Source organism: Nocardioides sp. cx-173 (genome assembly GCF_021117365.1).
In the GTDB taxonomy this organism is placed as follows: Bacteria; Actinomycetota; Actinomycetes; order Propionibacteriales; family Nocardioidaceae; genus Nocardioides.
Map to the genome: position 1 here is coordinate 593311 of NZ_CP088262.1, position 21952 is coordinate 615262.

At 69.1% G+C, this 21952-nt stretch carries 17 protein-coding genes; 13 read left to right on the forward strand and 4 right to left on the reverse strand.

All coding sequences use genetic code 11. The features are described 5' to 3' along the window. The first annotated feature begins 12 nt into the window (after window positions 1-12). Together hflX and LQ940_RS02805 are read left to right on the forward strand one after the other, a co-directional pair. Window positions 13-1494, forward strand: coding sequence for a GTPase HflX (hflX, locus tag LQ940_RS02800; RefSeq protein WP_374229554.1), 1482 nt, complete (start codon window positions 13-15; stop codon window positions 1492-1494). Between the two features lie 51 nt (window positions 1495-1545). Further along, window positions 1546-2265, forward strand: coding sequence for an SGNH/GDSL hydrolase family protein (locus tag LQ940_RS02805; RefSeq protein WP_231244827.1), 720 nt, complete (start codon window positions 1546-1548; stop codon window positions 2263-2265). On the opposite strand, the gene LQ940_RS02810 is transcribed toward LQ940_RS02805, so the two are convergent. Beyond that, entirely contained in the window at window positions 2221-3084 is an 864-nt protein-coding gene (locus LQ940_RS02810; protein ID WP_231244828.1) for a sugar phosphate isomerase/epimerase family protein, read from the reverse strand. The genes LQ940_RS02805 and LQ940_RS02810 overlap by 45 nt on opposite strands. Window positions 3085-3372: 288 nt before the next feature. Between LQ940_RS02810 and LQ940_RS02815 the strand changes: the two genes are divergently transcribed. Beyond that, window positions 3373-4530 carry an ROK family transcriptional regulator gene (locus LQ940_RS02815; RefSeq protein WP_231244829.1) on the forward strand — a complete coding sequence of 386 codons (1158 nt, stop codon included), beginning with the start codon at window positions 3373-3375 and terminating at the stop codon, window positions 4528-4530. Between the two features lie 50 nt (window positions 4531-4580). Then, the gene (locus tag LQ940_RS02820) at window positions 4581-6551 is read left to right on the forward strand and encodes an ATP-dependent DNA helicase (RefSeq protein WP_231244830.1); all 1971 of its coding nucleotides are present in this window, start codon (window positions 4581-4583) and stop codon (window positions 6549-6551) included. 68 nt (window positions 6552-6619) lie between these two features. On the opposite strand, the gene LQ940_RS02825 is transcribed toward LQ940_RS02820, so the two are convergent. Continuing rightward, window positions 6620-8173, reverse strand: coding sequence for an MXAN_6640 family putative metalloprotease (locus LQ940_RS02825; protein ID WP_231244831.1), 1554 nt, complete (start codon window positions 8171-8173; stop codon window positions 6620-6622). A gap of 10 nt (window positions 8174-8183) precedes the next feature. Then, window positions 8184-8897, reverse strand: a complete 714-nt coding sequence (gene lexA / locus LQ940_RS02830; protein ID WP_231244832.1) for a transcriptional repressor LexA — start codon at window positions 8895-8897, stop codon at window positions 8184-8186. A 410-nt stretch (window positions 8898-9307) separates the two neighbouring features. Between lexA and LQ940_RS02835 the strand changes: the two genes are divergently transcribed. Beyond that, window positions 9308-9568 (forward strand): LysM peptidoglycan-binding domain-containing protein, encoded by a 261-nt coding sequence (locus LQ940_RS02835; RefSeq protein ID WP_231244833.1) that lies wholly within the window; start codon window positions 9308-9310, stop codon window positions 9566-9568. A 95-nt stretch (window positions 9569-9663) separates the two neighbouring features. Here LQ940_RS02835 and LQ940_RS02840 read toward each other — a convergent pair whose 3' ends face one another. Beyond that, complete coding sequence (locus LQ940_RS02840; RefSeq protein ID WP_231244834.1) at window positions 9664-10017, reverse strand: hypothetical protein; 354 nt, start codon at window positions 10015-10017, stop codon at window positions 9664-9666. Between the two features lie 114 nt (window positions 10018-10131). Between LQ940_RS02840 and LQ940_RS02845 the strand changes: the two genes are divergently transcribed. The 8 genes from LQ940_RS02845 (at window position 10132) to LQ940_RS02880 (ending at window position 21795) form a co-directional block, all read left to right on the forward strand. Then, window positions 10132-10641, forward strand: coding sequence for a mismatch-specific DNA-glycosylase (locus tag LQ940_RS02845; RefSeq protein ID WP_231244835.1), 510 nt, complete (start codon window positions 10132-10134; stop codon window positions 10639-10641). Between the two features lie 288 nt (window positions 10642-10929). Beyond that, window positions 10930-11436, forward strand: coding sequence for a transcriptional regulator NrdR (gene nrdR / locus LQ940_RS02850; protein ID WP_231244836.1), 507 nt, complete (start codon window positions 10930-10932; stop codon window positions 11434-11436). A gap of 156 nt (window positions 11437-11592) precedes the next feature. Beyond that, window positions 11593-14505, forward strand: a complete 2913-nt coding sequence (locus tag LQ940_RS02855; protein ID WP_231244837.1) for a vitamin B12-dependent ribonucleotide reductase — start codon at window positions 11593-11595, stop codon at window positions 14503-14505. A 251-nt stretch (window positions 14506-14756) separates the two neighbouring features. After that, on the forward strand, window positions 14757-15044 hold the full coding sequence (locus tag LQ940_RS02860; protein ID WP_231244838.1) for a transposase: 288 nt from the start codon (window positions 14757-14759) through the stop codon (window positions 15042-15044). A 47-nt stretch (window positions 15045-15091) separates the two neighbouring features. Beyond that, on the forward strand, window positions 15092-15943 hold the full coding sequence (locus tag LQ940_RS02865) for an IS3 family transposase (RefSeq protein ID WP_231244839.1): 852 nt from the start codon (window positions 15092-15094) through the stop codon (window positions 15941-15943). 290 nt (window positions 15944-16233) lie between these two features. Beyond that, window positions 16234-16479, forward strand: a complete 246-nt coding sequence (locus tag LQ940_RS02870; protein ID WP_231244840.1) for a DUF2188 domain-containing protein — start codon at window positions 16234-16236, stop codon at window positions 16477-16479. Window positions 16480-16491: 12 nt separating this feature from the next. After that, on the forward strand, window positions 16492-20100 hold the full coding sequence (locus LQ940_RS02875) for a KAP family P-loop NTPase fold protein (RefSeq protein WP_231244841.1): 3609 nt from the start codon (window positions 16492-16494) through the stop codon (window positions 20098-20100). 423 nt (window positions 20101-20523) lie between these two features. Then, a complete protein-coding gene (locus LQ940_RS02880; RefSeq protein ID WP_231244842.1) occupies window positions 20524-21795 on the forward strand; it encodes an ATP-binding protein in 1272 nt (423 codons plus the stop codon). Window positions 21796-21952: the final 157 nt, after the last annotated feature.

A 21952-nucleotide genomic window follows, 5' to 3' on the forward strand; every position in this document is an offset into this window, starting at 1 on the left:
GCTGGAGGCCGTATGAGTAACGCAGACCCGGTGGACACCGACGACGACTTCTCCCTCGACGACGAGCTCGAGGCGACCGAGGCGTGGGCCGACGAGCCCGATCCCGAGGACGAGCCGACCGCGGGCGCGATGGAGCTGGCCGAGCGCCACCAGCTGCGCCGCGTGGCCGGCCTCCGCACCGAGCTCGAGGACATCACCGAGGTCGAGTACCGCCAGCTCCGCCTGGAGCGCGTGGTCCTCGTCGGGGTGTGGACCGAGGGCACGGTGCAGGACGCCGAGAACTCCATGGCCGAGCTCGCCCTCCTCGCCGAGACCGCAGGCTCGGAGGTGCTGGAGGCGATCTACCAGCGCCGCCAGGCGCCCGACCCGGCGACGTACGTCGGTCGCGGCAAGGTGGAGGGCATCGCCGAGATCGTGCAGGCGACCGGCGCCGACACCGTGATCTGCGACGGCGAGCTCGCGCCCAGCCAGCTGCGCAACCTGGAGGACCGGGTCAAGGTCAAGGTCGTCGACCGGACCGCGCTGATCCTCGACATCTTCGCCCAGCACGCCCGCTCGGCCGAGGGCCAGGCGCAGGTGGAGCTGGCGCAGCTCAACTACATGAAGCAGCGCCTGCGCGGCTGGGGTGGCAACCTCTCCCGCCAGGCCGGTGGCCGGGTCGGCGCCGACGGCGGCGGCATCGGCGGCCGCGGCCCCGGTGAGACCAAGATCGAGACCGACCGGCGCCGCATCAACGACAAGATCGCCAAGCTGCGCCGCGAGCTCAAGGCCATGAAGGGCACCCGCGACACCAAGCGCCAGGACCGCCAGCGCCACCAGATCCCCTCGGTCGCGATCGCCGGCTACACCAACGCCGGCAAGTCCTCCCTGCTCAACCGGCTCACCGGCGCCGGGGTGCTGGTCGAGGACTCGCTGTTCGCGACGCTCGACCCGACCACCCGGCGCACGACGACCACCGACGGGCGCGTCTACACGATGAGCGACACCGTCGGGTTCGTCCGTCACCTGCCTCACCAGCTGGTCGAGGCGTTCCGCTCGACGCTGGAGGAGGTCGCCGACTCCGACCTGATCCTGCACGTGGTCGACGGCTCGCACCCCGACCCCGAGGGCCAGATCAGCGCGGTGCGCGAGGTCTTCGCCGAGATCGGCGCCGACAAGGTGCCCGAGCTGATCGTCATCAACAAGGCCGACGCCGCCGACCCGCTGGTCCTGGCCCGCCTGCGCCAGCGCGTGCCACACTCGGTCGTCGTCAGCGCCAAGACCGGCGAGGGCATCGCCGACGCGCTCGCGCTCGTCGAGGACGAGCTGCCGCGGCCCGACGTGGAGTTCCGCGCGCTGCTGCCCTACGAGCGCGGCGACCTGCTCAACCGCATCCACCAGCAGGGCGAGATCACCTCGCTGGAGCACACCGGCGACGGCACGCTGGTCAGCGGACGCGCCAACGAGGACCTCGCCGGCGAGCTCGCGTCCTACGCCGCCGACCCGGTTCGGTGACGTTTCGGTAAACCTCCGCCACGCCGGGGCGGCGTGGCGGAGAATCGAGCGGTGGTCATCCGGGGGATCGCGGTGCGTACGCCGCTGTTCGCGACGCTCGTCGTCGTGCTGCTGGCGACCCTGGCCGTCACCTTCCAGCTGACCGTCGGCGCCCAGGGCGCCGGGGCCGAGCGGTGCGAGCGGTTCGCGCAGGCCGCCAGCGCGCGCGCCGAGCGCGACACCTCCGGCGAGGGCCCTCGGGTCGTCGTGATCGGCGACTCCTACTCCGTCGGGCTACGGCTCGACCACCCCGACCGGTCCTGGCCCTCGCGGCTGCCCGGCCCCGTCCACGTCGCCGGCTTCTCCGGCTCGGGCTTCAGCGCCCGCGCCAGCGCCTGTGGGCGGGTCTCGTTCGCCGACCGTGCCCCCCACGCGCTGAAGCGCGGCGCCGACCTGGTGGTCGTCCAGGGCGGCCTCAACGACCACGACCGCACGGCCGCCGAGATCGGGGCCGGCTTCCGCGCGCTCGTCCGGGCCGTCGGCGACCGGTCGCTGCTGGTCGTCGGGCCGCCACCGGCCCCGGTGCGCGGCTCGGAGGTGGGGCGGGTGGATGCGGTGCTCGCCGCCCTCGCGGCGCGCCACGGTGCGACGTACCTGTCGATGGTGGAGGCCGACCTGCCCTATCTCGACGACGGCCTCCACCTGACCTCCGAGGGTCACCGGGAGTTCGGCGACCTCGTCAACGAGTCAGTACTCCAGGTGATCGAGGTACAGGTGCCCGACGGCAGCTGAGGTGAGCGGCGTGACGTCGGGGGTGTCGTTCTCGACGATGTACTCCTCGACCGTGTGGGTGCGGAAGATCCGCGCGAAGTCGACCACGCCGGTGCCGAGGTCGGCCATGTCGCCCGTGGCGGCGTCGCGGTCCTTGACGTGGAACTGTCGGACCTCCTGCGGCGCGCGCCGGATCACGTCGATCGTGAACCGGTCGGGGTCGGCGACGCCGAGGTTCACGCCGCCGGTGTAGACCCAGTAGAGGTCGACCTCGAGGTGGACGTAGCGCGGGTCCAGCCGCTCCGTGAGCACCTCCCACGGGGTCAGCCCGCCGCCGAGGTCGGTCGTGAACTCGTGGGCGTGGTTGTGGTAGCCGTAGCGCAGTCCCCACCGCCTGGCCTGGCGGGCCTCGGCGTTCATCTGGTCGGCCCACGTCTCCCAGTCGGCGCGCGAGGCGGAGGCGAGGTAGGGCACGACGACGTAGCGCTGGCCCAGCGTCGCGGCGTTCTCGAGCTTGGTCCGCAGTGCGGCCGGGGTCGCGCTGATGCCGTCGTGGCTCGACGTGGCGCGGATGCCGAGCCCCTGGAGGAAGTCGCGGAGCTGGGCCGCCGTGCGGCCGTAGTAGCCGGCCAGCTCGACCTTCTCGTAGCCGTACTGCGCGAGCCGCTGGAGCACCACGTCGAAGCCCGGCTGTCCGCCGAGCGCGGCGCGCAGCGTGTAGAGCTGGATGCTGATCTTGTCGTGCGGCACCGATCGGCGCCGTCCGTGCCCGTGCCCGCGTCCCTGTGCGGCCACCGCCGGCGCGGCGCCGAGCCCGGCCGCGACCCCGAGGCCCGCCACGCCTGCGGCGGCTCCCCTCAGAACATGGCGCCGGGGCGCGCCCTTCTGCGCCAAGGAGCGCTGTAGTGCCTGCTCACCGTCATACCCGAAGCACATGACGAATCTCCCTCTCTCGAGTCCCGACCCGTTCGGGACCGAAGCACGTGTCGACCCCCGCTCGCGGAGCGTGGCGTCGCACGCGGCGCGGAGCCCACCGCGCCACTGTGTCAGACGTCACGGCTTTCGTCGATGATCTAGCAGAAGTTGCTTTCCGGCTGCCCCGAACCGCGGGCGTGGAACACTGCGCCGGTGCGGACCAGCGACGTCTTCGAGCTCCTGCGCGACGGCCGCCCCCGCACCCGGGCCGAGCTCGCCGACGCCTCCGGGCTGGCCCGCTCGACCGTCGCCGCACGGATCGAGATCCTGATGCGCATGGGCCTGGTAGCGCCGTACGGCGACGGCGTCAGCACGGGCGGGCGGCCCCCCGCGCTGCTGGCGCTCAACCCCCGGGCCTGGGTCGTCGCCGGGGTGGACATCGGCGCCACCCACGCCACCGCCGCGATCGCCGACCTGTCCGGCAGGATCCTGGCCGAGCGTCGCGCCGACCTGGACGTGGCCAGCGGGCCGGAGCACGTGCTGGGCTGGGTCGAGCAGGTGGTCGCGGAGATGCTCGTCGAGCAGCAGCGCACGCTTGCCGAGCTGGCGGCCATCGGGATCGGGCTGCCCGGCCCGGTCGAGCACGACACCGGCCGGGCGATCAACCCGCCGATCATGCCCGGCTGGCACCGCTACGACGTCCCGGCGCGGGTGCAGCGCGCGTTCGCCGTACCGGTCCTGATCGACAACGACGTCAACATCATGGCCCTGGGCGAGCAGCACGCCCACCTGCCCGACGTCGACGACCTGGTCTTCATCAAGATCAGCACCGGGATCGGCGCCGGCCTGATCTCCGGCGGCGTGCTCCAGCGCGGCGCCCAGGGTACGGCGGGCGACCTCGGACACGTCCGGATCGACCGCGCCGAGCAGGTCACCTGCCGCTGCGGCAACCACGGCTGCCTGGAGGCCGTCGCGGCCGTGCCGGCCATCGCCCGGGCGCTGCGGGAGGCCGGGGCCGAGGTCGGCGCGGGGCAGGACGTCGTGGCGCTCGTGCAGGGCGGCGACCCGCTCGCCGTCCAGGTCGTGCGGCAGGCCGGTCGTGACATCGGCGAGGTCGTGGCCGTGCTCGTCAACGTCATCAACCCCGCGGTGATCGTCGTCGGCGGCTCGCTGGCCGACGCGGGCGAGAGCCTGCTCGCCGGCATCCGTGAGGTCGTCTACCAGCGCTCGCTGCCCCTGGCCACCGAGCACCTGCGCATCGTCACCGCGCAGGCCGGCGAGCGCGCCGGCGTGCTCGGCGCCGCGGCGCTGGCCATCGCGCACGCGCTCTCGCCCGACCACATCGAGGCGCGGAGCCTGGCGCTGCCGTGAGCCTGGGGACGGCCGGACCGGCTGTCGCCGGGCGCGGTTAGGGTTCTCGGGTGTCCGAGCAGCCTGCCGCCCTTCTCGCGACGGCGGTGAGCGCGCTCGGCGGCTCCGAGCGGCCCGGCCAGGTGGCGATGGCCGAGGCGGTCGCCACGGCGATGACCACCAAGCAGCACCTGCTCGTGCAGGCCGGCACCGGCACCGGCAAGTCGCTGGCCTACCTGGTGCCGAGCCTGCTCCACGACGAGCGGGTCGTCGTCGCCACCGCGACCCTGGCCCTGCAGCACCAGCTGGTCGAGCGCGACCTGCCGCGGCTGGTGGAGGCGGTCAAGGACGTGCCCGGCGTCGACACCTCCTACGCCGTGCTCAAGGGCCGCTCCAACTACGCCTGCCTGCACCGCATCCGCGAGGGGGTCCCCGACGACCAGGGGGCACTGGTCGAGCTCCCGGCCGGCTCCCAGGGCCAGAAGGTCCTCGAGCTGCGCGCCTGGGCCGAGGAGGAGGCCAAGGACGGCGGCAGCGGCGAGCGCGACTCCGCCCCGCGTCACACCGACCGCGAGTGGCGCCAGGTCAGCGTCAGCCACCGCGACTGCCTGGGCGCCGCGAAGTGCCCGTTCGGCCAGGAGTGCTTCGCCGAGCTGGCCCGCGAGAAGGCGCACCGCTCGCACCTGGTCATCACCAACCACTCGCTGCTCGCGATCGACGCGATCGAGGGGGTGCCGATGATCCCCGACTACGACGTGGTCGTGATCGACGAGGCCCACGAGCTCACCGCCCGGGTGACCCAGGCGGCCACCGACGAGCTGACGGCCGCCGACGTGGAGCGGGCCGCGCGGCGCTCGCAGCGCCACGTCGAGGGCCCCCAGGCCGACGACCTCGCCGACGCGGCCGGTGCCCTGCGCGACGCGACGGCCGAGGCGCGCCCCGGTCGGTTCGAGCGGGTGCCCGAGGAGCTGGCCGACGCGCTGGTGCTGGTGCGCGACGCGGCGCGCGCCTGCCTGTCGGCGTACCCCAAGAGCGACGGTGACGGCGACGCCGACGCCGGTCGCACCCAGGCGCGCGGGTCGGTGCAGGACGTCTTCGCCACCGCCGAGCGCATGGCCGCCGGCTCCGACGCCGACGTCCTCTGGCTCGCCGAGGGCACCGAGCGCATCCCGCCGCGGCTCTGCGTCGCGCCGCTGCAGGTGTGGGGGCAGATGCGCGACAAGCTGCTCACCGACAAGACCGTGGTGATGACGTCGGCCACGCTCATGCTCGGCGGCGACTTCTCCGCGCTGGCCTCGAGCGTCGGCCTCAAGCCCTCGGAGCGGATCCTGGACGGCGCCGCCGTCGGTGGCGGCAAGGGCGCGCTGCCGTGGGTCGGCATCGACGTCGGCTCGCCGTTCGACTACGGCCAGCAGGCGATCCTCTACGTCGCCCGGCACCTGCCCCCGCCGGGGCGCGACGGTCTGGTCAAGGCGCAGCTCGACGAGATCTGCGAGCTCGTCGACGCCGCCGACGGCCGCACCCTCGGGCTGTTCTCCAGCCGGCGGGCGGCCGAGGCCGCCGCCGAGCACGTCCGCGAGCGGCTGCCGCACCTGACCACGCTCGCCCAGGGCGATGCCCAGCTGCCCGAGCTCGCCAAGCAGTTCGTCGGCGACCCGCACACCTGCCTCTTCGGCACCCTCAGCCTCTGGCAGGGGCTGGACGTGCCCGGCGAGACCTGCCAGCTCGTGCTGATCGACCGGATCCCGTTCCCCCGGCCCGACGACCCGCTGATGAGCGCGCGCCAGAAGGCCGCCGACGCGGCCGGCGGCAACGGGTTCATGCAGGTCGCCGCCACGCACGCCGCGCTGCTGCTGGCCCAGGGCGCCGGCCGCCTGATCCGCACCACCGAGGACCGCGGCGTCGTCGCCGTCCTCGACCCGCGCTTGGCGACGGCCCGCTACGGCGGCTTCCTCAAGGCCAGCCTGCCGCCGATGTGGACCACCACCGACCCGGCGCTGGTCCGCAAGGCGCTCACCCGGCTGGCGAGCAGCACGACCTAGACCCGCGCGACGCCGTCCCAGCCCCCGCGATGGTGAACGCCGGGTCGTTACCCGGCGTTCACCGCCGGCTACTTGACGGCGCGGAAGGTGACGCGCTGCTGCAGCCGGTCGTCCTTGGCGACGCCCTGGCAGGAGAAGTACGTCCGCTTCCAGCAGGCGAAGCGGCCGCTGGCGTTGGCGAGCGTCACCTCGGCCCAGGAGACCTTGCCCCGGGCGAAGGCGACCGCCTTCCTGCCGTCGCCCTGCTTGTTCAGCTTGACGGTGGTGACCCGCTGGGTGCCGTTCTTGAGGTAGAGGGTGATGACCGCCTGGGAGCCGCGGTAGGTCGGGGCCATGTCGAGGGAGACCCGCAGCTTCCACTTCGGGCCCTTGAGGGCCCGACCCGGGGTGACCCGGTAGGTGGCGGAGCTGAGGTGGCTCAGCCGCACCTGGCGGGTGACCTGACGCTTCGCGAGCTGGACCTTGCCGGCGAGCGGGGCCTTGCGGTAGGCCGCGCCCTCCGAGTAGGTCTTGACCGGGCGGCGGTTGGCGGCGGAGAAGGCGGTGAAGATCTTCTCGGGCGTCGTCTTGCGGGCGCGCAGCACGCTGGAGACCGCCTGCCAGGAGTACTGGTCCTTGCGGGCGGCCCCGCTGCCGTCGGCGCGACGGAAGATGTCACGCACGATCGTGGGCAGGCCGCCCTGGCTGGCCGGGAAGCGCTCGCCGAGGTAGCGGAAGAAGATCCACACGCCGTAGTGGTAGCCGGTGGCAGGGTCGAACTGGTCCATCGACTTGCGCGGCTGGCGCAGAGGGCTCGCGGCGAGGTACTGGCGGTTGTCGTCGACGCCGTCGTAGAGCTCGTCCTCGACCCACGCGGCGGTGGCCTCGAGCAGCCAGCCGTCCTCGGCGAAGTCGTAGGCGTACTGGACGGCGTGGAAGTACTCGTGCGCCACGGTCACCTGGAGGTTCTCGAGCGGGGTGTTGGTCGGGAACTCCGAGGCCTGGTAGTCGTTGTCGACCACGCAGAAGGCGTAGCGGTCCCAGGGGGCCTTGAACGGCCGCTTCTCGTCGGTGGTGCAGTAGCCGTAGAGGCGGCGGTCGCCGATGTTGGCGATGTAGATGTCGGGCAGGCTGTTGCCGCCCTTGCCCGCGTCGGGCTTCGGGGCCTTGTAGCCGGCGGCGACGTAGCGCTTGTGCACCGCGGTGGCGGTGGCGAGCGTGGTCTGGGCGTACGTCGCGGTCGTGGCCTCGGGACCGCTCTGGACCCAGTGCACGCAGACCACGTCGGAGCACTGAGTGGACACCGGGTTGGTGCCGTAGCTGTCCTCGTCCTTGCCGCCCGTGGGACGCGCGAGCACGCGCTGCGCGGCCGCGCGGTCGCCCGCGTCGAGCTCGTCGAGACGCAGGGCGAGGTCGCGCAGCGCCAGCGTGGCGTCGCCGCGCCGCGAGCCGTCCAGGACCTGCTGGGCGCGGGTGAGCGCGCGCTCGGCGGCGCTCGGCTGGGCGGCAGCGGCCTTGCCGCGCCCGGTGGTGTCGGGCCGCGCCGTGGCGCTGGGCGCGGTCAGCAGCGTGGCGAGCAGCCCGACAAGGGCGACCAGGGCGAGGAGGGGCAGGGGTGCTCGGCGAGCGTGAAGGGGGGGCACCCTGGGGACCCTACATGCGGCGCAGGACCGCGGTGACCTTGCCGAGGATGGTCGCGTGGGTGCCGTCGATCGGCTCGAACGCCTCATTGTGCGGCAGCAGCCAGACCTGGCCGTCCTTGCGCTGGAAGGTCTTGACGGTGGCCTCCCCGTCGATCAGCGCGGCCACGATCTCGCCGTTCTGGGCCGTCTGCTCGCGCTTGATCACCACGTAGTCGCCGTGGCAGATCGCGGCGTCGATCATCGACTCCCCGGACACCTCGAGCAGGAACAGCTCGCCCTCGCCGACCAGCTGGCGCGGCAGCGGGAACACGTCGGTGAAGGTCTCCTCGGCCAGGATCGGGCCGCCGGCCGCGATCCGGCCCAGCAGCGGCACGTTGGTCGGCGCCGGGGCGACGTCACCGATCCCGGTCTCGTCGTAGGAGGACTCCTCGGCGCTGCTCATCGAGCGCCGGGCCGCCATCACCTCGGGCAGGAAGACCTCGAGCGCGCGCGGCCGGTTGGGGTCGCGCTTGAGGAAGCCCTTCTCCTCCAGCGTCTTGAGCTGGTGGGCGACGCTCGAGCTGCTGGTCAGGCCGACCGCCTGGCCGATCTCGCGCATGCTCGGCGGGTAGCCGCGCCGCTCGATGCTGTCCTTGATCGTCGCCAGCACCCGCAGCTGTCGCGGGGTGAGCCCCGTGGCGTCCGGGGGTCCGTCGGGCAGCTCGGAGACAGTCTTCTTGGCCATGGGTCGAGGGTCCCACCAAACCCGGCGTTGTTCAAACACCTGTTCGAACGGCGTGTCGCGCCCAGACGTTCGAACAAATGTTCGCCTGGGGTCTTGATTTCGTTCGAACAGGTGCTCTACTGTCGATCACATGTTCGATCGAACGTGTGATCGGACATGTGATCGGACATGTGATCGACACCGTCTCGCCAGTCACTGTCGGTGCTCGCCGTTAGACATGAGCTCCACGCAAGACCCGAGGCTGACCGCCACTTCCCCAGGAGGTCCTAATGAGCACGATGACCCTGTCTTCCGCCCCGTCTGTTGCCCCGTCTGTCACACCGTCTCCGGCACTGGCTCGTGCTCCGCGCAGCCTGCCCCGACGAGACAGCGAGTGCAGCACCCTGCGACTGACCCGACGCGGCCGGCTGGTGGTCCTCCTGCTCGCCCTGGCGGTCGTCCTGACCGTCGGGTTCGCACTGGCGTCCGGCTCGGTCGCCACCGAGCGCCCCGGCACCCCGGAGCCCACCCGAGTGGTGATGGTCGGTGCCGGCGAGACCCTGTGGGACATCGCCTCCGACCTCGCCGACGACGGCGACACCCGGACGATGATGGACGAGATCACGCGCCTCAACGCCCTCGACTCGAGCATGGTCTCGATCGGCCAGGAGCTGGTCGTTCCTGCCGGCTAGCACCACACAGACGTCGTCAGCCGCCTCGACCCCGGCTGACGAACCGGGGAAGACAGAGGGCGGGACCACCCGGTGGTCCCGCCCTCTGCGGCGTTCTATCGCGCGGCGCGCCGCCCGCCGGGACTCGCCGGCGGGCCGGACTCGACCGGAGTGCTCGGCGCCTGGGGCGGCGGGGGCTGGGTGATGCCCAGCGCCCGAAGCAGGCGGGCCGCGAGGATCAGCCCGAGGAAGAGGCAGGCCACGGCGCCCAGGGACGCCAGTCCCAGGAAGGTCCAGGCCTGCCCGTCGCCGCCGCGTGCCTGACCCCCGAAGTCGATGGCGGCGTAGACCAGGTAGCCCCAGGCCAGCACGCTGATCGTCACGGCGAGGGCGTAGCCGAGCAGCGCGGGGCGCAGTCCGCGCTTGGGCTTGCTGCCCCGGCGCGACCCGGCGCGCTTTCCCTGGCTCACGCGGGCCATTGTGACTGATGCCCGGCCGGCGTCCTACCCGCCCCGTCCTCTGCTCGTCCTGTGCTCGTCGTCTGCCCGACGTCTGTCTCGAGGCCGCAGTGGGCACCGGGCGGCATGGAGGTCCTTCCCGACATCGTCGGCCCCGACCCGGTGGTCGTCTTCTGCGGCCTGGCCGGCGCCGCCAGCACCAAGACCCGCGACCACTACTACGCCTCGCCCGGCAACAGCTTCTGGGAGTCGCTGCACCTCAGCGGCATGGCCCCGCGCCGGCTGCGCCCCGAGGAGGACCACACGGTCGTCGAGCTGGGCTTGGGCCTCACCGACCTGGTCGGCCACTGGGACCCGCGCTGGGTGGAGATCGAGGAGCTCGTGGACAAGGTCGAGCGCTGGGCGCCGGAGTGGCTGGCCTTCACCTCCAAGGGGGTCGCGCACGAGGCCGCCCGGGCGCTCGGCCGCGCCAGGCCAGGGCTCGGCGTGGCCGACTGGTACGTCGGGGAGGCCCAGGTCTTCGTGCTGCCGGGCACCAGTGGCGCCAACCAGCGAAGGGACTACGACGGACGGCCCACCCGGATCGCCTGGTGGCGAGACCTCGCGGCCCTCGCGGAGCTGCCGACACGCGCGTGAGCCCACCATGCTCGGGACTTTTCGGGGCGGGGCACCGCTCTGACCTGCAGGAACATCCCCGGGGCGAGTTGGCTCCCCCCAATTGCGCGGACCCACTTGCGTGCCCCGGCGCCCGGGGCGTACGCTTCCACAACATCTAGTAGTTACAACGATGTAGTTATCCACATCTAGTGCACAGGCCGAGGGGTCTCCGCACACAGCCAGACCGGGATGACTCACAGGCCGGCGCTTGTTATCCACAAGGAGCCACCTGTTTTCCACAGACCACAGCCGCGAGAGGAGGGCCCGATGCACTGCCCGTACTGCCGCAACACCGACACCCGGGTCCTGGACTCGCGGGTCTCCGACGACGGCTCCTCGATCCGCCGTCGGCGCACCTGCTCCGCCGAGGGCGGGGGCTGTGGCAAGCGCTTCACGACGGTGGAGCAGATGCAGCTCACCGTGCTCAAGCGCTCCGGCGCCACCGAGCCGTTCACCCGCGACAAGGCGATCTCCGGCGTCCGCAAGGCGTGCAAGGGTCGTCCCGTCACCGAGGACGCGCTGGCTCGCCTGGGTCAGGCCGTCGAGGACGCCCTGCGTCTGTCCGGTGCCGCCGAGATCCCGGCCCACGAGGTCGGGCTCGCCATCCTGCAGCCCCTGCGCGAGCTCGACGAGGTGGCCTACCTCCGCTTTGCGAGCGTCTACCGCGCCTTCGAGTCGGCCGACGACTTCGAGGACGAGATCGCGAGCCTGCGGGCCGAGCGAGCCGTCCCGGACTCCCCGGCCGAGCTCGCCCACTCAGCCCCCAGCGGCTGACCTAGATCCGCCCGGCAGGTCGTGGGGAAGCGGCCTGCCGGGCGCACCAATTCGAGCGCCCCAACTCGAGGAGTCGAGCCCGTCGAGGCTGTCGGCGCTCCCCGCAACAATCGAAGCAGCCCTCCACTCAGCAGCCCAGGAAGCACGAGGAGAACCATGACCGAGACCGTCAGCGGCACGAGCAGGGGTGCGGGCGACGCCGTCACCGGCAAGCGCCTCACCCTGGAGCGTGTCTTCAGCACCGAGGGCGTCCACCCCTACGACGAGCTCACCTGGGAGCGCCGCGACGTCGTCCAGACCAACTGGAAGACCGGCGCCACGGTCTTCGAGCAGCGCGGGGTGGAGTACCCCGACTTCTGGTCGGTCAACGCCAGCACCATCGTCACCACCAAGTACTTCCGCGGCGCGGTGGGCTCCGAGGCGCGTGAGTGGAGTCTCAAGCAGCTCGTCGACCGGATCGTGAAGACCTACACCAAGGCCGGCCTCGAGCACGGCTACTTCGCCACCGACGCCGACGCGGAGATCTTCGAGCACGAGCTGACCTGGCTGCTCGTGCACCAGTACTTCTCCTTCAACTCCCCGGTCTGGTTCAACGTCGGCACGGCGTCCCCGCAGCAGGTCTCGGCCTGCTTCATCCTCTCGGTCGACGACTCGATGGACTCGATCCTCAACTGGTACAAGGAGGAGGGCTTCATCTTCAAGGGCGGCTCCGGTGCCGGCCTGAACCTCTCGCGCATCCGCTCCTCCAAGGAGCTGCTCTCCTCCGGCGGCACGGCCTCCGGCCCGGTCTCCTTCATGCGCGGTGCCGACGCCTCCGCGGGGACCATCAAGTCCGGTGGCGCCACGCGCCGCGCGGCCAAGATGGTCGTCCTCGACGTCGACCACCCCGACATCGTGGAGTTCGTCGAGACCAAGGCGCGCGAGGAGGACAAGATCCGCGCCCTGCGCGACGCCGGGTTCGACATGGACCTGGGCGGCGCCGACATCACCTCCGTCCAGTACCAGAACGCCAACAACTCGGTGCGCGTCAGCGACGAGTTCATGCGCGCCGTCGAGGACGGCACCGACTTCGCGCTGCGCGGCCGCAAGAACGGCGAGGTCATCGAGATGATCGACGCCCGCGAGCTGTTCACCAAGATCTCCAAGGCCGCGTGGGAGTGCGCCGACCCCGGCCTTCAGTACGACGACACGATCAACGACTGGCACACCAACCCCGAGACCGGGCGCATCACCGCGTCCAACCCGTGCTCGGAGTACATGTCGCTCGACAACTCCTCGTGCAACCTGGCCTCGCTGAACCTGCTGAAGTTCCTCAAGGACGACGACACCTTCGACGCGCCGCTGTTCGCGAAGGCCGTCGAGTTCATCATCACCGCGATGGACATCTCGATCTGCTTCGCCGACTTCCCGACCGAGGCGATCGGCGACACCACCCGCGACTACCGCCAGCTCGGCATCGGCTACGCCAACCTCGGCGCGCTGCTCATGGCCATGGGCCTGGGCTACGACTCCGATGGTGGCCGCGCCATGGCCGCGACCATCACCTCGCTGATGACCGGCACCTCCTACAAGCGCTCCGCCGAGCTGGCCGCAATCGTCGGTCCCTACGCCGGCTACGCCCGCAACGCCGAGGCCCACAAGCGGGTCATGCGCAAGCACCAGGCCGCCAACGACACGATCCGCACCCTCGGCATCGCCGACAGCCAGGTCCACAAGGCGGCCACGCAGGCCTGGGCCCAGGTCCAGGAGCTGGGCGCGGTCAACGGCTTCCGCAACGCGCAGGCCTCCGTGCTCGCGCCCACCGGCACCATCGGCTTCATGATGGACTGCGACACCACCGGCATCGAGCCGGACTTCTCGCTGGTCAAGTTCAAGAAGCTGGTCGGCGGCGGCTCCATGCAGATCGTCAACCAGACGATCCCGCGGGCCCTGCGCAAGATGGGCTACGTCGGCGAGCAGGTCGAGGCGATCGTCGCCTACATCGCCGAGCACGGCCACGTCATCGACGCCCCCGGCCTCAAGCAGGAGCACTACGAGGTCTTCGACACCGCCATGGGCGCCCGCGCGCTCAAGCCGATGGGCCACGTGCGGATGATGGCGGCCTGCCAGCCGTTCCTCTCCGGTGCCATCTCCAAGACCGTCAACCTCCCCGAGACCGCCACGGTCGAGGAGATCGAGGACATCTACCTGCAGTCGTGGAAGCTCGGCCTCAAGGCCACGGCCGTCTACCGCGACAACTGCAAGGTGGGCCAGCCGCTCTCCGGCGGCAAGGGCGACAACAAGGGCCAGTCCGCCAACGCGAAGGCCGACCAGCCGGTCGCCGAGGCGGAGACCAAGGTCGTCGAGAAGATCGTCTACGCCCCAGTCCGCAAGCGCCTGCCCAAGTCGCGCCTGTCGCGCACCACGTCGTTCACCGTGGGCGGCGCCGAGGGCTACCTCACCTCCGGCGCCCACGACGACGGGCAACTGGGCGAGGTCTTCCTCAAGCTCGGCAAGCAGGGCTCCACGCTCGCCGGCGTCATGGACGCCTTCTCGATCGCGGTGTCCATCGGCCTCCAGTACGGCGTGCCGCTGGAGACCTACGTCGCGAAGTTCACCAACCTGCGCTTCGAGCCGGCCGGCCTCACCGACGACCCGGACATCCGCATGGCCCAGTCCCTCATGGACTACGTCTGGCGCCGCCTCGCCCTGGACTACCTGTCGTTCGAGGAGCGCTCGGCGATGGGCATCTACTCCGCCGAGGAGCGCCAGCGCCACCTCGAGACCGGCTCCTACGAGCCCGTCGAGGAGACCGGCTCCGCCTCGGAGCTGATCGAGGAGGGCGCCTCCGCGATCGAGACCATCGAGGCCGAGGTCGTCGAGACCAAGAACTCCATGGGCGCCGAGCAGCGCGAGGTCCCCGCGACCATCCACACCGGCCAGGAGGCCCACACCTCCGCCGAGCTGCTCGAGAAGCTCACCGGCACCGCGATCGACTCCCCGCTGTGCATGACCTGCGGCACCAAGATGCGTCCCGCCGGCTCCTGCTACGTCTGCGAGGGCTGCGGCTCCACCAGCGGCTGCAGCTGATTGTCATGTTGTGTCGGACGACAGTGAAATGTCCCGGCATATGACAGATGTTCGGACAGCGGTTCGGACGGACGTTCGGACATGACGTGTTCGGGTTGAGTGGCCAGCAACGGCTAGTCCAATGAGGAAGGCCCCGCAAGAACTCCTTGCGGGGCCTTCCTCATTGACGTTGAACTTGTCAGCAGGAGCCTGACCCGGTAGCCCGGACACCTGATCTGTAGCGATGATCGCTGCAGGAAGGAGTCTGAGAGATGCCTGGACCGCACCCGCCCGAGTTCCGTCGCAGGGCGATCGATCTGGCTCGTCAGCCAGGAGTGTCGGTCGCTCAGGTCGCGAAGGACCTGGGGATCAGCGAGTTCGGTCTACGCCGTTGGATGAGCCAGGACGACGTCGACACCGGCCGCAAGGAAGGTCTGTCGACCAGCGAGCGCGAAGAGCTGGTCCGGCTGCGCCGGGAGAACCGTCGTCAGCAGATGGAGATCGAGATTCTTAAACGCGCTTCGGCCTACTTCGCACAGGAGAACGTGCTCCCAAAATAGGGTTCCGGCTGGTCCAGGAGCTCGCCGCGGACGGCTTCGACGTCGCGGTGGCCTGCCGGGTCTTGAAGGTCTCACCCTCTGGCTATTACGAGTGGCGCGACCGGCCACCCTCAGCCCGTGACCTCGAGGATGCCTATCTAGCGAACACGATCATCGACATCCACGCCATGTCACGGCGCTCCTACGGTGCCCCACGGGTGCACGCCGAGCTGCGTCTGGGGATGGGGGTCCGGGTTGGGCGGAAACGTGTCGCGCGGCTGCTGCGGATGACCGGGCGGCGTGGGATCAGCCATCGTCACAAGCGGCGGAACCGGCCGGCTGAGGCGGTCCATCAGGACCTCGTGCAACGCAAGTTCGTTGCCGCTGGTCCGGACCTGTTGTGGTGCACCGACATCACCGAGCACCCCACCCGGGGCGGGAAGGTCTACTGCGCCGCGGTCCTCGACGTGGTCACCCGACAGGTCGTGGGCTGGTCGATCGCGGACCACATGCGCTCCGAACTGGTCGTCGACGCCCTGCAGATGGCGACTTGGCGCCGCCGCCCGCAGGCCGGCACGGTCGTCCATTCCGACCGTGGCAGCCAGGACACGTCCTGGGTCTTCGGACACCGGCTCCGCGACGCCGGCCTGCTCGGATCCATGGGCCGAGTCGCCTCGTCGGTGGACAACTCGATGATCGAGTCGTTCTGGTCGACCATGCAACGCGAGCTCCCCGACACCCGGACCTGGGACACCCCAGAGCAACTCGGCTCGGCGATCTTCGAGTGGATCGAAGCTTGGTACAACCCCCGCCGCCGGCACACCGCGATCGGAATGCTCAGCCCTATCGACTACGAGCACCACTGGCAGCACCACCAAGCCCCTGCCGCTCTTCACACCGCCGCCAACGGCGCGGCATGATCACCACACCACCCGTGTCCGGATAACCGGGTCAGGCTCCCGCGCTGTTTACCGGGCACTCCTCTCACCGCCCACCCGTCACGCCGGGGAGGCGCGCGGTCTGGGTCGACGAGCATGCCGTCTGCGCGCGCTGCAGGCAAGGCGGTGCGCTGGGGGAGGGCACATCCTTGGGGTCCTGCAAGCGTTTCCTGACGAGTACGACAGCGCCTCCGGCCTGCCGATTACTCAAACGACTGTCGGTGCTCCCACGTATCTTCACAACAACACAAACCCGCCACCAGGAGGCCACCATGAGTAACGACAACCGACGCCACGTCGTCCCCGGCAAGGACGGAGGCTGGGACGTCAAGAGGCCAGGTGCCTCCCGTGCCAGCGCCCACGCCGACACGCAGAAGGAAGCAACCACCCGAGCGAAGGAAATCGTCCACAACGCCGGTGGCGGCGAAGTCCGCATCCACGGTCGCGACGGCAAGATCCGCGACTCCGACACGGTGAAGCCGGGCAACGACCCGAACCCGCCCCGCGACAAGAAGTAGAACGACCAGCCCATGACCACCACTGCGACCCAGCCTGCCGAGCAGGAACCTGAGACCCATCACGGTCAGCCCTATCGGCGGCTGATTGTCGCAGCAGACCTCGTTACCGATCAGGCTGTCACAGACGCTGACAGCGACGAGTTTCACCACTCGGCCATAGCCAAGGCCGTCGGGGATCTAACCCTCAGCACCGCTGCCCCGGTCAACATCGCGCTGTTCGGTCCGTGGGGTTCCGGCAAGTCCACGTTCTACAACCTGATGGAACGTCGCGTCCATCAGCAAGACCAGCACGTGCAGGTTGTCCGCTACGACGCATGGAAGTACGGCGGGCAAACACTCAAGCGGAACTTCCTTCAAGACATCGCTCGCCAACTGGACCTCAAACACGGCGACTTCGACCGAGACCTCACGCTCAACCAGGAACAAGCCCGCATCCGCCTCGGGCGCTGGGCCCGCTACAACTGGACCTCCATCGTCGGCGCAGGAACCGTTGGGCTGATCGCCGCCGCCGTCTGGACCGGGGTGCACTCCTTCGTCGACCAGAAATGGGTTCACCCCGAGCGGACCTTTTGGCATACCGTGCCGGACCACATCACCGAGTTCGGGCTCGTCCTGGCCGCAGTCCTGACCACCCTCCTGCTCGGCCCGAAAGCGCTTGAAAGCGCCGTCGTGAAGACCACGCGCCCGGCCATTGAGCGCGACGACCAGTTCGCACAAATGTTCCGCAAACTCATCGACCGGATCAAGAAACAGAAAGGTGCTCATCGTGTCGTCTTCTTCATCGACGAACTAGACCGATGCGAACCCGACGACGTTGTGGCAACGCTCGTCGACCTCAAGACGTTCCTCGACGAGCCGGACTGTGTGTTCGTCGTAGCCGCTGATCGTGACGTTCTTGAACACGCGCTAGGCAAAGTCCCGCAAGCGAAACCCATCCGCGACGACGACCCCTACTACTCGACGCCCGGCGCGTTCATCGACAAAATCTTTCAGCACCAGATCGCGCTTCCTCCCCTACGCAGCCACGCGCTCTCATCGTTCGCACACCAACTCGTCAGCGACCGGCATCACGGTCTCTGGTACGACCTCCAAGATGCAGACCCGACCGGGCGGCTTTTCAACGACGTGGTCTACATCCTCGTCCCCGCCCACATCAGCAGCCCCCGGCGCGTCAAAGTCCTACTCAACAACTTCGCCACCAGCGCCCGTATCGCGCAGTCACGGCACATCGACTGGATTAGCCGCGCGCGCGAACTCGCGTTCCTCACCGTCCTCGAAACCGAGTTCCCCACAGTCGCAGCGACCTTGATCCACTTCCCCGACCTGTTGTCTTACATCCGCAACGACAAGGACCCCGCCGACCCCACACTGCCGCCCGAACGTAAGGCCCAGATCGACCGGCTCAACCCCGCCACCGACACTGACTCCTCGGTCGCCGGGAAGATCGTCAGGGACGACAACGACCCCACCAACGACGTTCGCGAGAAACTCGCCCAACGTGAACTTGCCCGCCAACTGGACGACTACCTCGGCAAGTTGGCGGTAGTCGCCGACCTGCACGACCCTCGCCCGGACCTCTTCTACCTGCGCGTCATCGGCTACGACGAAGGGCTGACCGACCCTGCGCTCGGGGAGATGATCGACCTCGCAGCCGAACGCCAACCGGACGCCGTGCTTGCAGCGTTTAAGGATGAGTCTCCCGAGATCAAGGCACTCGCCGCACGGCTCCTCATCCAAGACGTCGCTCACCAACGCGGCATTGGTCAAGCCAACGTCCTAGAGTCCGCCTGCCGCCTAGTAGAGCAACTTCCACACCCCCTCGTCGCCGACGCAGCGCACCTCGCCCCCGAAGTCCTCAGCCACGTCGGCAACTCCGCATGGCGACCCAACACGATTCCCGGAGCGCTCTTTCTCGCCGCCGCCCAGAATCATGCAGCCGACCAAGTCTCCGCTCTCGTGGCGCTGCTGGACCCCTCGCATTCAGGCGACGACAAATTGCTTCAAGCCTGCATCCCTGCCCTCGCTTGGGCCGACGGCGACGTTGCCAAATCGCTCCACGCCAAGATCGCCGAGTTCCTCCCCGCCACCAGCGATCCTCTCGCCACTGCCCTTTCGAACCTTCCCGGAACGCAAGCCAACCGCGCCTACGGTGCCTTCGAGAGCGCCATCGAGCAGCAATACGACAACGCCCCACCCTCGACCGCCCTCGCACTCTTCGACACGGTTACAGATGCGATCCTTCGCAACGACAAGCCAGGGGACATGCTGTGGTCATCGCTCTTCCTCGCACTCAACAGGTCCATCACAGTCATCACAGCCCGAATCCACGAGCGCCGCGACGACCTTCTATCGGTGCTAGACGAGCAACACCGCGCATGTCTCGCGTTGTGGCAGATCGAACTAGGCGAGCGCGCCAACTGGGAAGACTGGATGCCATATCTGACAAGTGACCCCGCCCTAGAAGCAGACAAGTACATCTCCACGTTCGCCCGAGACGCGGCCAAAGTCATCGCCCAGCTGATTCCCACTTCTAATGACGACTTGACCGTCGTGAGCGGTCCCGTCATGAATCTCCTCCACGCCGACCACAAACCCACCGTCTTCACCGTCATAGCCGAGCAGATCCCGGCCATCACATGGGGCGACCCCACTGACCTAGACGGACAGCGCTGGAGCAACCTCCACGACATGGTTCAGCGAACTGCAGGCAGCCCCGAGGACGACGAAAAGATCGTCAACTCAATTTCTGCCTCGCTGCTCGCATCAGTCACCACAACAGTGCCCGCCATGATCGGAGCGCCAGGCGATTCGCTCGTCAACGACTGGCATGCCCGGATCGGCGAATTGCCAGCGTCGCAGTGCAAGAGTCTCGACGCCGAACTCGCCAAACTCACCTCGACCGCCCTCGGCCCCGCCGTGGTCCTGCTCCGCCTCCGCATCGCGGCTCGAAACCGCTGCGACGCAGGTCCACTTCCCGTGAAGGCCATCCTTGCGGTCGCGGGCGAACCCATGGCAAGCGTCATGGCAGGCGAATGGCTTAGAGCACGACCACGAGTCGAGCACGTTGTAGAAGTCCACAGGACCATTCCCATGGGGACTGGTCCACTGTCCCGCTACGCCTCCTCTCTCGCCGCCAATCGCCGCACCACCATGTGGATCGCCTTCGAAGCCGACCACGCATCCAAAGAGCACCTCCGAGCCGTCGGCAGCGCCGGGGTTCTCGGTGAAGCCATCGACCACATGGCCCCCAAGATCCTCAACCCCGCCCAACGCAAAGAACGCGACGCAGCAACAGACCGGCTACTCCTCGCCACCTTCGCCGAAGAACCCACCAAGACCGAGCAGGACAGGGGGGAGACCATCGGGCACAAGGCAGCGTCGCGACTGGCGCTCGCTTTGCTCGACACAGGAGTCAACGACAATGTCATCCTCGCCGCACGCATCATCATCCACTCCGGCGGCTTCGCGCACGGAACGAAAACCAAACTCCGCTCCGCGTTCACCAAATTCGGTAACGGCAAGCAGAGCCGAAACTTCACCAAGACCCAAGCATCCCGACTTCGCACCATGGAACTACTCGCACCGACCAAGAAGGGCCGGTGGGCATGGCTGACCGACTGATCGACATAACAACAACTCGGCGAGGGGCGTCGACGGTCGGGATTACTAGGTCGTTTCAGGCTAGGACCACGAACTCCGGACCGACTTTTCGGGAGTAGGCCGACCTGACCCGAACTGTCGTCCTACCTGACATCCGACTGTCGTCCTACAGTCGCAGGCTGAAGCCCTGTAGGTGATGATCCGTCATCGGCCCGGTCCCCGCGATGGGGACCGGGCCGATGTGCACCGCGGGGAGAGGCTGGGCCAGCGGCCAGGACGGCGCGTGCGACGGGACGAGCGGGCAACAGTGAGGGGCGCTTGCGGACCGGGGACCTGGTTGCCATGCGGCGATACTGATGCGGATGGTAGCAAGAGCTGCGAAACAGTAGCGTAGAAGTCTGCGGAACGGTAGCGTGGCGAAGTATGGCCCGGACGGTACGCATCATGGACGCTTATCAGCGACGCGTCATTGACGACGACCTCGACGAACTTCTGCCCGAGCTTGCCGCGATCTCGCTCGAAGGCCCCAAGGGAGTCGGCAAGACTGAGACCGCACGTGCGCGCGCCGTCACGGTCCACCTGCTCGATGACCCCCGGGCATTGCAGGTGATGCAAGCCGATCCGTCCCGCTTGCTTGACGGGCCCCACCCGGTGCTGATCGACGAATGGCAACGGCTGCCCAGTTCGTGGGACCTGGTGCGCCGGGCTGTAGACGCCGACTCGAGCCCAGGAAGGTTCATCCTGACCAGCTCAGCGTCTCCAGCGACCCCGGCGACCCACTCCGGGGCCGCCCGCATCGTGCAGCTCAGGATGCGGCCCTTGGCGTTGTCCGAGCGTGGGTTTCCCACGTCGGTGAGCCTGGCCGCGCTGTTGGGGGGCACTCGACCCGCTATCGAGGGGGCGACCACCACCTCCCTCGAGGACTACGTCGTGGAGATTCTCAGCGGCGGGTTTCCGGCTCTGCGCGGGCTGGGTGAGCGAGCGCTACGGCTCCAGCTGGACAGTTACCTAGCCCGCGTGGTCGACCACGATTTCCCTGACCTGGGCAGGCCGGTCCGCCGCCCGGACGCGTTGCGTCGGTGGATGGCGGCCTACGCGGCAGCTTCCTCGTCGACAGCCTCGTACGACACCATCCGTGACGCAGCCACTGGCGGAGAGGGAGACAAACCGGCGAAGACGACGACGGGACCGTACCGCGACACCTTGGAGAGGCTGTGGCTGGTTGACCCAGTGCCGGCATGGACCCCCTCGCGAAATCATCTCAAGCGTCTGGGGTCCGCCCCCAAGCATCAGCTCGCCGACCCGGCCCTAGCCGCTCGGTTGCTCGACGTCGCGGCTGAGGACCTCTTGGAGGGGCGCGACGTGGGCCCGTCAATGCCGAGGGATGGGAACCTGCTCGGCGCGCTGTTCGAGTCCCTGGTGGCACAGTCCCTGCGTGTCTACGCACAGGCAGCCGAGGCGAACGTCGGCCACCTGAGAACGCAGGGCGGAATCCACGAGGTGGACTTCGTGGTGACCGGGCGCGGTCGAAAGTGTGTGGCCGTCGAGGTGAAGCTCTCCGCAGTCGTGGACGACGATGACGTGCGGCACTTGCACTGGCTCAAAGGTCGGCTCGGAGAAGAGCTTGTGGACAGCGTCATCGTGACCACCGGGCGTGACGCCTACCGTCGCGCCGACGGCGTCGCGGTGGTGCCTGCTGCCCTTCTCGGCCCCTAATACTCCTGGCGCTCAGAGGCGGGTCCAGTGGGCTCTTCCCACGGCGTCCGGCGAGGAGTAGAACGAGGTGCCCCCACGTTTCTCGGACACGGCGGCCACGGTCGCCGGAAGGGACCCACCGATGCACCTCAGTTCTCGGGTTAGAGGAGTCGGCGCT

Bases quoted from the DNA above. Each gene is read 5' to 3' on its own strand.
- hflX (WP_374229554.1), top strand. From the start codon at position 13: ATGAGTAACGCAGACCCGGTGGACACCGACGACGACTTCTCCCTCGAC.
- lexA (WP_231244832.1), bottom strand. From the start codon at position 8,897: ATGGCCAAGAAGACTGTCTCCGAGCTGCCCGACGGACCCCCGGACGCC.
- LQ940_RS02845 (WP_231244835.1), top strand. From the start codon at position 10,132: ATGGAGGTCCTTCCCGACATCGTCGGCCCCGACCCGGTGGTCGTCTTC.
- nrdR (WP_231244836.1), top strand. From the start codon at position 10,930: ATGCACTGCCCGTACTGCCGCAACACCGACACCCGGGTCCTGGACTCG.
- LQ940_RS02855 (WP_231244837.1), top strand. From the start codon at position 11,593: ATGACCGAGACCGTCAGCGGCACGAGCAGGGGTGCGGGCGACGCCGTC.
- LQ940_RS02860 (WP_231244838.1), top strand. From the start codon at position 14,757: ATGCCTGGACCGCACCCGCCCGAGTTCCGTCGCAGGGCGATCGATCTG.
- LQ940_RS02870 (WP_231244840.1), top strand. From the start codon at position 16,234: ATGAGTAACGACAACCGACGCCACGTCGTCCCCGGCAAGGACGGAGGC.
- LQ940_RS02875 (WP_231244841.1), top strand. From the start codon at position 16,492: ATGACCACCACTGCGACCCAGCCTGCCGAGCAGGAACCTGAGACCCAT.
- LQ940_RS02880 (WP_231244842.1), top strand. From the start codon at position 20,524: ATGGACGCTTATCAGCGACGCGTCATTGACGACGACCTCGACGAACTT.